The organism is Pseudomonas floridensis (genome assembly GCF_002087235.1).
GTDB lineage: Bacteria > Pseudomonadota > Gammaproteobacteria > Pseudomonadales > Pseudomonadaceae > Aquipseudomonas > Aquipseudomonas floridensis.
Map to the genome: position 1 here is coordinate 35,581 of NZ_MUIO01000071.1, position 12,126 is coordinate 47,706.

The window sequence follows — 12,126 nt, forward strand, 5'->3', positions numbered from 1 at the left end:
TCAACACCGATACTGACCGGGCGTTGCCGCGAGGTGTTTCTTGAATTCGCGCTGAAAATGCGCCTGATCGGCAAATCCGGTTTCTTGAGCTACGTCGGCGATCAGTCTGCCATCGCGCAGTTGGGTGCGGGCGTGCTGAATCCGGCGGTTGAGCAGATAGGCGTGTGGTGTCATGTGGTAGCGCTGCTCAAATGAGCGAATCAGGTACGACGCCGACAGATTCGCCGCTTCGCAGATGTCGGCGAGCTTGAGAGGCTGGGTAAAGTGATCGTCGATGTACTGCGCCGCGCGTGCCACTCGCGGCGACGCGGGTTCGACGACAGAGGCCGGGTCGCCCAGTATGGATTGCATGAGGCCGAAGAAGGTCACCGCCGCGCAGTGTTTTTCCAGAGTGTCGAGCCGGGTATCGGTCAGCGTTAGGTAAAGCGCAATCAACGCGCTGAACAACGCCGGATCTTGGCTGTGGGTCGGTTTCAGCGGCTGAAACGCAGCACCTGTCACGGACTGAATCGTGGCCAGCCAGTCGCTGTCGACATACAGCATCAGGTACGACCACAGCTGGTCCTGGATTGGATTGCAGGCGTGCACAGCGCCGGGATTCATCAACACGACTGTTCCGGTAGAGACCGTCAGCGAGGTCTTTTCGTGAAGGTAAGTGCTTTGTCCGCAGGTGATGGCGCCGATGGAGAAAATCTCGTGCGAGTGCCTGGCATAACAGACTTTGCGCCCGTCCTGAACCGACCTTGCTTCGATGAACGGCAAGCGCTCATCGCGCCAGAAGAACGGCGTGCTGTCAGTCGGTCCAACAGTGTGAAGGGTCATGCGCATGTCCCGGTGGCTTGAGGCATGGCACGCAGGGTAGCGCATCGTGCTCGACATTGGCCATCGAGCCGGATGAAGCGGGAGCGAGCAGGGCGACGCTCCCGTGACACTGTTTACTTCTTGATTGGCACGATATCGACAATCTGACCATTCACGGTCTGGAAGCGTACGTATTTATCGTTGATCTGGACCCACTGGCTTTCCTTGGCAGGTGCTTCAAGGCCTTTGCTTTTCCAGTCCTTGATGCTGGAGTCGCTGCGACGGTATTTCTCCGGCACTCGGGAGCCCAGTTCCAGTTCGTGGGTATTGTCCTTGGACTCGGTGACTTTCTGCTCTGGCGCATCGGCTGCGTGGACGGGCAGGGTGGCGACCGAGAAGCAGCCGAGCAAGGTCATGCAGGCGATCAACGATTTGCGATTCATGTGAAGACTCCCAGTCTTTTGGTAATGCGATGGCTTAATGCCCTTCGTATTGACTGGGACCTTCACGGTTGAAAATCATTCGATCGGGTTTGCGCGCATCAGCTTTTCAGGGCTGCTGCGATCGTCTCGGACAGCGGTGTGGCAGAGCGGCGGATCAGGCGGCTCAACTGGTGAGTGTCATCGAACAGCGCGCCTTTGGCAGCGGCTGCATCCGAGTCGGCGAACAGGCTGGCGTAGACATCCGGTACACCTGCCTTGACGAGCGCTGCCTCAAAGTCAGCCTGAGGAAGATTCACGTAGGGCACGTTTTTGCCGCTTTGCTTCGACAGTTCGGCGGCGAATTCGGACAAGGTATAGGACTCATCCCCTGCCAGTTCGTAGACACGGCCTGACTGATCTTCTGCAGACGTCAGCACCGCCGCTGCGGCCTCGGCGTAGTCAGCGCGTGCGGCCGAGCTGATACGGCCTTCGCCAGCGCTGCCAATGAACGCGTCATGGGCGAGAGCGGCGGGGATGGAAGCGGCGTAGTTTTCGGTGTACCAGCCATTGCGCAGCAACGTGAACGGCACACCGCTGGCGCGCAGGTAGGCCTCAGTGTCGACATGCTCGTTCGCAAGCCCAAGCTGCGAACTGTCCGCGCGCAGAATGCTGGTGTAGGCAAGCAGTTTGACGCCGGCTTGTCTCGCGGCATCAATGACGGCGCGGTGCTGAGGAAACCGCTGGCCTATTTCATTGGAGGAAATCAGCAAGATCTTATCCGCGCCGACGAACGCACTCTCCAGAGTGGCAGGCTGTGAATAGTCACCCTTGCGCACCTGTACGCCCAGCGCCGCAATGTCAGCGGCTTTTTCGGGGCTGCGTACCGCCGCGACGATCTGGTCTGCGGGGACCGTTTCGAGAAGCTTTTCAATAACGAGACGACCCAGTTGGCCGTTGGCAGCAGTGACGACGATCATGAAGAGGAACCTTGTGTTGGTTTGAAAGAAAGGCGAGCATAGCGACGGTACTTACCTTTCGTAAGTACGTACAAAAAGGTAAGTGTCATGCGCGAGTCAGATGCCTCAATCTCAATCAGTGACGGCGAGTCGATGCTGTTGAATATTCGTCAGGGACAGGTGCTGGCCCGTGACTGTCCGTCCAGGGTCATTCTCAATCATGTGTGCGGCCGTTGGGGCGTGCTGGTGTTGATCGTGTTGCGCGGCGGCATGCATCGCTTCAGTGAAATACGTCGCAAGATTGGCGGCGTCAGCGAGAAGATGCTCGCGCAGACTCTGCAACAGCTGGAACATGATGGCTTCGTTGGTCGCAAGGCGCTGCCGGTGGTGCCGCCACATGTCGAGTACCGGCTGACTGCGATGGGTGAAGAAGTGGCCTTGCAGGTCGAGACACTGGCGGTCTGGGTCGAGAAGAATCTGCCGCAGATTATGCGCGCCCGTGCAGCCTCTGAAATGGCCCGGCCGCAAGTCCTGACCGAGCCTGCATGACCCTTTGCTGACAGATTCTTCATCCGGCGATTGTCAGCTCGGGCCCCCTGCAATCGCTACTTCTTGGTATGGTGCGCGCCGAAATATTTATTCACATGTGTCGCCTTTACCGAGAAGCTGTAGAAATGCCTGAACCCATTCCGCTGAAAGACCACGAAAAAGAAACCCGGCTGGTCAATCAGCGCCTTATCGCTTGCGCCATTCTCGTAGCTGTCCTGGCGGGCTGTCTGATTGCGCGGATGTACTTTCTGCAAGTCACCGAATTCGACTACCACTCGACGATTTCCGAGAACAACCGTGTCCATGTGTTGCCGATCCCACCCGAGCGCGGCTTGATCTTCGACCGCAACGGCGAAGTGCTGGCTGATAACCGCCCCAGCTTCAACCTGACCCTGACCCGTGAGCGCGCTGGTGACTGGCACAAGGTCATCGATGAGCTGATGATCTTGCTGGCGTTGCCCGATGAAGACCGCATTCTGTTCGACAAAGAACTGAAACAGGTCCGCCATCCGTTCGAACCGGCGACACTGCTCTACGAACTGACCGAGGAGCAGATCGCGATACTGGCGGTTAACCAGTACCTGCTGCCGGGTGTCGATGTCGCGGCGCAGTTCGTGCGTCATTACCCGTTGGGCGATCATTTTGCTCATTCGATCGGCTATGTCGGACGCATCAACGAGAAAGAAGCCTCGCAACTGGACAACGAATACCGCGGTACGCAGTCGATCGGCAAGACCGGCATCGAGCGGTTTTACGAATCCGAACTGCACGGCCACGTAGGCTACGAAGAAGTTGAAACCAATGCCCAGGGCCGCGTGCTGCGAGTCCTGAAACACACCGATCCGGTGCCGGGCAAGAACATCACCCTCAGCCTCGACGTACACCTGCAGGAAGCGGCTGAAAAAGCGCTGGGTGATCGCCGTGGTTCGGTGGTGGCGCTGGACCCCGAGACCGGTGAGGTGTTGGCGATGGTCAGCAAGCCCAGCTTCGACCCTAACCTGTTCGTGACCGGCATCAGCTTCAAGCAATACGCTGCGCTGCGTGATTCCATCGACCGGCCGCTGTTCAACCGCGTGCTGCGCGGACTCTACGCACCGGGCTCGACCGTCAAGCCGGAAGTGGCGATTGCCGGTCTGGACAGCGGTGTGGTCAATGCCTCCACCAAAGTGTTCGATCCTGGCTATTTTCAGCTGCCGGACTTCGATCACAAATACCGCAACTGGAACCACAGCGGCGATGGCTGGGTGGACATGGATACCGCCATCATGCGGTCCAACGACACCTACTTCTATACGCTGGCGCACAAGCTGGGCATCGATCGGCTGCACGACTACATGACCATGTTCGGCATCGGCCAGAAGGTGTCACTGGACATGTTCGAGGAGTCGGCAGGCCTGATGCCGTCCCGCGAATGGAAGCGCGCCACGCGTCGTCAGGCCTGGTTTCCTGGTGAAACGGTGATCCTCGGTATCGGTCAAGGCTACATGCAGGTCACGCCGCTGCAACTGGCGCAGGCAACCTCGCTGATTGCCAGCAAAGGTGTCTGGCATCGCCCGCACCTGGCGATGGAAGTCGGCCATGTCGCGCCGCTGGATGAACACCCGATGCCCAATATCGTGCTGCGCGATCCGCGCGAGTGGGATCAGGTCAACGAAGGCATGCAGATGGTCATGCACGATCCACGCGGCATCGCCCGCGACGCGGCCAAAGGTGTGCAGTACCACATCGCGGGCAAGAGCGGCACGGCGCAGGTGGTGGCGATCAAGCAGGGCGAACGTTACAACCGGCTGAAGACGCTGGAACGCAACCGGGACAACGCCCTGTTCGTCGGGTTCGCACCGGCCGAACATCCGAAAATCGTGGTGTCGGTGACCATCGAGAACGGCGAGGCGGGCGGCCGGGTGGCAGGCCCGGTGGTGCGAGAAATCCTCGACGCCTGGCTGTTGGACAACGACGGCAAGCTCAAACCGCAATACGCCTCGCCGAGCAAGCCTGCGGGCAATCCACACGCCTGATCGGGCCGGCGCCCTTGATCAATAGTCGTGTCCACCGCTTGGCGTGGGCACGCGTCCCGTGACGCCGCGCGTCGCAACTGGCACACACGCGGACTTCAGGGAGCCGAGCGCTCGGCTTCATACGCCGTTGGGTTACCAATCTGAACACCCCCGCAGTTTCCCGGAACTGTCGAGAACGCATCGGGTCGACCACAACAGGCGCAGCAACGCGCTGTGCCTGTTCTTCCAGTACGGAAGCTGAATCTTTTTGCCTCGATTTTGTTCGTTTAGACAAGGAACCCCGCATGTCCAAGACCATTGCCGACCATCTCGCGCAAACCCTCGCAGCGGCAGGTGTTTCTCATATCTGGGGCGTTTCCGGTGACAGCCTCAATGGCTTGACCGACAGCCTGGAACGCACCGATTCGATTCGCTGGATGCACACCCGTCACGAAGAAGTGGCTGCGTTCGCCGCAGGCGCCCAGGCTGCGAGCAGCGGCAAGCTGGCGGTATGTGCCGGCAGCTGCGGTCCGGGCAATCTGCACCTGATCAATGGCCTGTATGACTGCCATCGCAACCGGGTGCCGGTGCTGGCCATCGCCGCACATATTCCGTCTTCGGAAATCGGCCTGGATTATTTCCAGGAAACCCATCCGCAGGAACTGTTCAAGGAGTGCAGCCATTTCGTTGAACTGGTCAGCAATCCCGAGCAATTCCCGCGTGTGCTGGAACGTGCGATGCGCGCGGCGATCAATCAGAAGGGTGTGGCGGTGATCGTGCTGCCTGGCGACGTGGCGCTTAGTCCATCGCCTGACGTACCGGCCAAGTGGGTCGAGGCGACGCCGCCGAACGTGGTCCCGGCGGAAAACGATCTGCAGGCCGTGGTCGAGCTGCTCAACGGTTCCAACGCCACGACGCTGCTGTGTGGTGCTGGCTGCGCCGGTGCTCACGAGCAGGTGGTAGCGCTGGCGGAAAAGCTCGGCGCACCGGTAGTGCACGCTCTGCGCGGCAAGCAGCACATCGAATACGACAATCCGTTCGATGTCGGCATGACCGGACTGATCGGCTTCAGCTCCGGTTATCACGCGATGTTGTCCTGCGACACGCTGGTGATCCTGGGCAGCAGTTTCCCTTACCGCAACTTTTACCCCGAGAAGGCCAGGATCATCCAGATCGACCTGGACCCGACCCAGTTGGGACGTCGCACGCCCGTCACACTGGGACTGGTTGGCGGTGTGCGTGAAACCCTCGATGCATTATTACCCAAGCTTAAACCGCACTCGGACCGCCGCTTCCTCGACAAGGCCCTCAAGCATTACGCCAAGGCCCGCGAAGAACTGGACGAACTGGCGACGCCCACTCCGGACGGCACGCCAATCCATCCGCAGTACCTCACACGGCTGGTCGACGAACAGGCCGATGCCGATGCCATCTTCACCGTAGACGTCGGCACGCCGACGCTGTGGGCAGCGCGCTATCTGCACATGAACGGCCAGCGCAGCCTGCTGGGCTCGTTCAACCACGGCTCGATGGCCAACGCACTGCCCCAGGCACTGGGTGCCAAGGCCGAACACCCGGATCGCCAAGTGGTTGCGCTTTGCGGCGACGGCGGTCTGTCCATGCTGATGGGCGATCTGCTGAGCATCCGTCAGCTGAACCTGCCGATCAAAATGGTCGTGTTCAACAACAGCTCGCTGGGCTTCGTGGACATGGAAATGAAAGCCGGTGGCTACGTGCCCCACGGCACTGACTTTCATGAAACCAACTTTGCCGGTGTCGCGCTGGGTGCCGGTATTCTGGGGCTGCGCGTGGAAAGCGCCGAAGAACTGCCTGCCGCGCTGCGCAAAGCCTTCGACCATCCCGGCCCGGTGCTGATCGACGTGGTGACCGCCAAGCAGGAACTGGGCATTCCACCGAAGATCAAACTCGCCCAGGCCAAGGGTTTCAGCCTGTACATGATGCGCGCCGTGTTTAGTGGCCGAGGCAGCGAAGTGCTGGAACTGGCCAAGACCAACCTGCGTTAATCACTTAAGGGCAGGGGCTCGGCAGGTCGGTCCGACGGATGATTCACCCCGTCACTGGTCTGCACCGGCCCCAGGTCGAATGGATTTACACCTTCCAGGCAGGCGACGTTGTAACCGAACTCATGCGGATTTGAACGCCGCCGATGATGGGTGTACACCCCGCATCGGCCGCAAAAGTAGTGCTCGGCGGTTCGGCTGTTGAACTGATACAGCTTGAGCATCTTTTGGCCGTGGATCACACGCACACCTTCTTCCGCCACCGTCGCAACGATGGCACCTCGCCGTCGGCAGAGCGAACAGTCGCAGCGTCGTGGGTCCACGATGCCATCCGGCAAGTCCAGCTCCAGCACCACCGCACCGCAATGACAGGATGCGAGATGGACGGGTTTGATCTCGGTCGGTCCGACTGATTTGATCATGTGAATCTCCTCCTTGGTAGGTATTGAGGTTAATGCCTGACGGGGCGACTGGTTGTGCCGGTGGTCGATCAAGGGGTGATCATTGGCCTGCAGTGCTGCGAAAAGTAGCGAACGTTGCGGCCACTGACATTCTTCAGCACACCCATACAATCCCTACGCTCCACATTGGTGCCTACTGACGTCAAAGCCTCGCCTCGCAGGCACCTTGATCATCAGTCCACGGAATCCATCTCATGAATCGCAACGACCTGCGCCGCGTCGACCTCAATCTTCTGGTGATTTTCGAAGCGCTGATGTTCGAGCGCAATCTCACTCGGGTGGCTGAGAAGCTCTTCATCGGCCAGCCGGCGGTCAGTGCCGCGCTGGGTCGTCTTCGCGATCTGTTCGACGATCAATTGCTGTTGCGCAACGGGCGGGCGATGGAGCCGACGGTGCGGGCGCTGGACATTCTCAAGGAGATTCGGCCGGCGCTGGACACCATTTCCGGGGCGGTGAGTCGGGCCAAGGAGTTCGATCCTTCGACCAGCAACGAGGTTTTCCGCATCGGTTTGTCCGATGACGCGGAGTTTGGCTTGCTGCCGCCGCTGCTCTCGCGTCTGCGGGAAGAGGCGCCGGGCATCATTGTGGTGATTCGTCGGGCCAACTACCTGTTGCTGCCTGCGCTGCTAGCCTCTGGTGAGATTTCGGTGGGGGTCAGTTATACCGTCGATCTGCCAGCCAACGCCAAGCGCAAGAAGTTGCGGGACATTGGCTGCAAGGTGATTCGTGGCGATGCGCGGCCGCAGCCGTTGACGCTGGACGAATATTGCGAGCGGCAGCACGCGATGGTGTCGTTTTCGGGCGATCTGAGCGGCAATATCGATCTGGACCTGGCGCGCGTCGGTCGGGCGCGCAAGGTGGTGCTGGCGGTGCCCCAGTTCAATGGGTTGCGGGCGCTGCTGGCTGGCACCGAGTTGATCGCCACGGTGCCGGATTACGCGGCCTGTGCGCTGATCGAAGGTTGTCAGCTGCGCGCCGAAGAACCGCCGTTTCCGATCGTACCGGCGGAGTTGTCGATGGTCTGGAGCGGGGTGCATGACAACGACCCGGCCGAGCGCTGGTTGCGTGGGCGTATCGCCGAGTACATGTCGGCTCCACTCGCATGAAAGTGCCGTCGTAGAGCGGAAAACAAAGACAGCACATACGTTCAATTTCTGGCGCTGGTTTGACGGCACTATCGTTGACGTTCTGAACGGTTGAAGGCCACTGCGCTTTTGCCTGCCAGAGCCAGACTTTAATCACCTGTCACTGGAGCCACTGGCCATGTCCGATTCCGTCCGTCTCGACACCGAAGCTCATATTGTCGGCAGTGCGGTCTTCAATGAAGTCGTTACGCTGGTTATCAAGCACCGGGTCAAGACCGGGCAGGAAGCGGCTTACGAAAGCTGGCTGCGTCGCATCGTGACCATCGCCAGCGGCAAGCCCGGTCATCTTGGCGTGGATGTGATTCGTGCCAGAGAAGACGGGCTGCAGATGTTTACCAGCGTGCTGCGCTTTCATTCGACGCAGGCCATGCAGGACTGGCTGGACTCGGATGAGCGGCGAAAGCTGGTGCGCGAAGCCGAGCCGATGCTGGCCGATGGCGATCAGACGCTGGTCAATCCCCACAACGAGTTCTGGTTCACGCCGACCGCTGAGGAGAGCAGCCCGCCGCCGCGCTGGAAGCAGGCATGTGTCTCGTTCATGGTCATCCTGCCGCTGACTTTGTTCGTGCCACTGTTCTGGGGGCCGGTTTTTGCCCGCGTCCCTTGGTTGTCCAGTTATTTCGTCAGTACCGCGTTGGTGACCATCACCATCGTGTTGCTGGTGGTGTATCTGATGATGCCCGCCGCGACACGCCTGATGGCGCCCTGGCTTAATGCTTCCGCGAAAAAATCACAGGGAAAGTGATCCGATGACAGACGACAAAACCGATCTGCAACGCCGTCGCTTCATTGCCCAAGGCTCCTTGCTGAGCGCGGCTGCAGCGATTCTTCCTTCTTTGTCTTTCTCCGGCCTGGCCGGTGCCTCTCAATCTTCCGCCAAAGGTGTAGCGATGAATGTCGAACTGATTCTGTTCAATGGTCAATTCCATACGGTTGACCGCGAAAAGCCCAAGGCCAGCGCTGTGGCGATCAGCAGCGGACGGTTTGTAGCGGTGGGCAGCGATGCAGAAGTCATGGCCATGCGCGGCAGTGCGACACAGGTGATCGATCTTAAAAAGCGCACGGTGATTCCGGGTCTCAACGACTCCCATTTGCACCTGATTCGTGGCGGTTTGAACTACAACCTGGAGCTGCGCTGGGAAGGCGTGCCCTCGTTGGTCGACGCATTGCGCATGCTCAAGGATCAGGCGGATCGCACACCGACGCCACAATGGGTGCGTGTAGTGGGCGGCTGGAATGAATTCCAGTTCGCCGAAAAACGCATGCCGACCCTGGAAGAGTTGAACCAGGCCGCGCCGGATACCCCGGTGTTCGTGCTGCACCTGTATGACCGCGCGTTGCTCAATCGCGCCGCACTGCGCGTCGCCGGCTACACCCGAGACACGCCGAACCCGCCGGGTGGCGAGATCGTACGTGATGCGCAGGGCAACCCGACCGGCATGCTGGTGGCCAAGCCCAACGCCATGATTCTGTATTCGACGCTGGCCAAGGGGCCGAAGCTGCCGCTGGAATACCAGGTCAACTCGACCCGCCAGTTCATGCGCGAACTCAACCGCCTGGGCCTGACCAGCGCCATCGACGCCGGCGGCGGCTTCCAGAACTATCCCGACGACTACGCGGTGATCGAGCAACTGGCGCGAGAAAAACAGCTCACGGTGCGCATCGCCTACAACCTGTTCACCCAGAAACCCAAGGAAGAGCTGGCCGACTTCAAGAACTGGACCAGTTCCGTCAAGCTGCATCAGGGCGATGACTTCCTGCGGCACAACGGGGCAGGGGAGATGCTGACCTTTTCGGCCGCCGACTTCGAAGACTTTCTCGAACCTCGCCCCGACCTGCCGCCTGGCATGGAAGGCGATCTGGAGCCGGTGGTGCGGCATTTGGTCGAGCACCGTTGGCCGTTCCGTCTGCACGCGACCTACGACGAGTCCATCAGCCGCATGCTCGACGTGTTCGAGAAGGTCAACCTCGACATCCCGTTCAGTGGCCTGCCGTGGTTTTTCGATCACTGCGAAACCATCACGCCGAAGAATATCGAGCGCGTGAGGGCGCTGGGTGGCGGGATCGCGATTCAGGACCGCATGGCGTTCCAGGGCGAATACTTCGTCGAGCGCTACGGTGCCAAGGCCGCCGAGATGACGCCGCCGATCAAGCGCATGTTATCCGAAGGCGTGCCGGTGGGCGCGGGCACCGACGCCACACGCGTGTCCAGCTACAACCCGTGGACCTCGCTGTACTGGATGGTCAGCGGGCGTACGGTCGGCGGGCTGGAGTTGTATCCCGAAGGACTGCCACGCGAGACCGCGCTGGAGTTGTTCACGCACGGCAGCGCCTGGTTCTCGTCGGAGCAGGGCAAGAAAGGCCAGATCAAGGTGGGGCAACTGGCCGACGTGGTAGCGCTTTCAGCAGACTATTTCAGCGTCGAGCCTGAGGCCATCAAGTGGATCGAATCGGTGCTGACCGTCGTCGACGGCAAGGTCGTTTACGGCAGCGACGACTTCGAGACGCTGGCACCGCCGAGCCTGCCAGTGCTGCCGGACTGGTCGCCGGTGGTCAAGGTGCCGGGCCATTGGCGTCCGGCCTCACCGATGGTCGCTCAGGTTCACCACTGCAGCGGCCCTTGCGCCGTGCATTCCCACAGCCATGAAAAGGCCAGGCTTTCAAGTGCGCCGGTCAGCGACTTCCAGGGTTTCTGGGGCGCATTTGGCTGTTCCTGCTTCGCTTTCTGACCGGATTACCCAGGACGCACGGGGCCGATGTGCCTCGCGCCATTAGCGACAACCTTAAAGGAGTCAATCATGAGCACTGCAATCCCTTACAACCGTTTGAACAAAGATGACGCTGCGGTTCTGCTGGTCGATCATCAGACCGGCCTGATTTCACTGGTGCAGGACTTCTCGCCCAATGAATTCAAGAACAACGTGCTGGCGTTGGGTGATCTGGCCAGGTTCTTCGGTCTGCCGACCATCCTGACCACCAGCTTCGAAACCGGCCCTAACGGTCCGCTGGTGCCTGAGCTCAAAGAAATGTTTCCGGATGCGCCATACATCCCGCGTCCCGGCCAGATCAATGCCTGGGACAATGAGGATTTCGTCAAGGCAGTCAAGGCGACCGGGCGCAAGCAATTGATCATCGCTGGCGTGGTGACGGATGTCTGCGTCGCGTTCCCGACCTTGTGCGCACTGGCTGAAGGCTTTGAGGTTTTCGTAGTGACCGACGCATCGGGCACGTTCAACGAAACCGTGCAAAAAGCGGCGTGGGCGCGCATGAGCGCAGCCGGTGCGCAATTGGTCAACTGGTTTTCGGTCGCGTGCGAGCTGCAGGTCGACTGGCGCAATGACATGGAAGGCCTGGCCAACCTGCTGTCCCAGCGCATTCCGAACTATCGCAATCTGATGAATAGCTACAGCGCCTTTACCGCTCGGTAAGTCCCCACTTATAACGGCCGTGCATCAATGGCGCAGTGACTAAACGGTCACTGCGCCATTTTTTTTCGCCTTGTCCTACAATTATGTAGTGAGCAGAAATAATCACTACATAATCATTGACGCCCCCGGTTTCCTTTTGCATTATGCAGCTGTCTCCCTGATCGGGAGTACGGCAAAGAGGTATTGAACAGGCTCGGCAAGCCGTCGAGATGTTCCCGGATGTAGGCTGCCCACAAGGCAGATTGATGAAGCTGACCCGGCATGTTCGTCGCAAAGGACGAGGCTGGCGAAACGTCCTCATGATGCTTGTGGTTGATCATTGTCGATCATCAGGCCTTTGGGTTTCGCG

The 12,126-nt window shown here is 59.9% G+C and carries 11 protein-coding genes; 7 read left to right on the forward strand and 4 right to left on the reverse strand.

What is annotated here, in order from left to right; translation table 11 throughout:
* From BZK31_RS17435 to BZK31_RS17445, 3 genes are all read right to left on the reverse strand, one after another.
* A complete protein-coding gene (locus tag BZK31_RS17435) occupies window positions 1-822 on the reverse strand; it encodes an AraC family transcriptional regulator (RefSeq protein WP_083184198.1) in 822 nt (273 codons plus the stop codon).
* 113 nt (window positions 823-935) lie between these two features.
* Window positions 936-1,244: an RcnB family protein gene (locus BZK31_RS17440; protein WP_083184199.1), complete on the reverse strand. Its 309-nt coding sequence runs from the start codon at window positions 1,242-1,244 to the stop codon at window positions 936-938.
* 98 nt (window positions 1,245-1,342) lie between these two features.
* Window positions 1,343-2,200, reverse strand: a complete 858-nt coding sequence (locus BZK31_RS17445; protein WP_083184200.1) for an SDR family oxidoreductase — start codon at window positions 2,198-2,200, stop codon at window positions 1,343-1,345.
* Between the two features lie 87 nt (window positions 2,201-2,287).
* Between BZK31_RS17445 and BZK31_RS17450 the strand changes: the two genes are divergently transcribed.
* The 3 genes from BZK31_RS17450 (at window position 2,288) to poxB (ending at window position 6,746) form a co-directional block, all read left to right on the forward strand.
* Complete coding sequence (locus BZK31_RS17450) at window positions 2,288-2,728, forward strand: winged helix-turn-helix transcriptional regulator (protein WP_083184201.1); 441 nt, start codon at window positions 2,288-2,290, stop codon at window positions 2,726-2,728.
* Between the two features lie 125 nt (window positions 2,729-2,853).
* Window positions 2,854-4,743: a penicillin-binding protein 2 gene (mrdA, locus tag BZK31_RS17455; RefSeq protein ID WP_083184202.1), complete on the forward strand. Its 1,890-nt coding sequence runs from the start codon at window positions 2,854-2,856 to the stop codon at window positions 4,741-4,743.
* Window positions 4,744-5,027: 284 nt separating this feature from the next.
* The gene (gene poxB, locus BZK31_RS17460) at window positions 5,028-6,746 is read left to right on the forward strand and encodes a ubiquinone-dependent pyruvate dehydrogenase (protein ID WP_083184203.1); all 1,719 of its coding nucleotides are present in this window, start codon (window positions 5,028-5,030) and stop codon (window positions 6,744-6,746) included.
* Here the strand turns inward: poxB and BZK31_RS17465 are convergent.
* Window positions 6,743-7,165 carry a GFA family protein gene (locus BZK31_RS17465; protein ID WP_083184204.1) on the reverse strand — a complete coding sequence of 141 codons (423 nt, stop codon included), beginning with the start codon at window positions 7,163-7,165 and terminating at the stop codon, window positions 6,743-6,745. The two genes, poxB and BZK31_RS17465, sit on opposite strands and share 4 nt — an antisense overlap.
* A 233-nt stretch (window positions 7,166-7,398) precedes the next feature.
* On the opposite strand from BZK31_RS17465, the gene BZK31_RS17470 reads away from it, so the two are divergent.
* The 4 genes from BZK31_RS17470 to ycaC all read left to right on the forward strand — a co-directional run bounded on the left by BZK31_RS17470 (window position 7,399) and on the right by ycaC (window position 11,777).
* On the forward strand, window positions 7,399-8,310 hold the full coding sequence (locus BZK31_RS17470) for a LysR substrate-binding domain-containing protein (protein WP_083184205.1): 912 nt from the start codon (window positions 7,399-7,401) through the stop codon (window positions 8,308-8,310).
* A 157-nt stretch (window positions 8,311-8,467) separates the two neighbouring features.
* Window positions 8,468-9,094, forward strand: a complete 627-nt coding sequence (locus tag BZK31_RS17475; RefSeq protein ID WP_083184206.1) for an antibiotic biosynthesis monooxygenase — start codon at window positions 8,468-8,470, stop codon at window positions 9,092-9,094.
* A gap of 145 nt (window positions 9,095-9,239) precedes the next feature.
* Complete coding sequence (locus BZK31_RS17480; RefSeq protein ID WP_083184229.1) at window positions 9,240-11,078, forward strand: amidohydrolase; 1,839 nt, start codon at window positions 9,240-9,242, stop codon at window positions 11,076-11,078.
* A gap of 69 nt (window positions 11,079-11,147) precedes the next feature.
* Entirely contained in the window at window positions 11,148-11,777 is a 630-nt protein-coding gene (gene ycaC, locus BZK31_RS17485; RefSeq protein WP_083184207.1) for an isochorismate family cysteine hydrolase YcaC, read from the forward strand.
* Window positions 11,778-12,126: the final 349 nt, after the last annotated feature.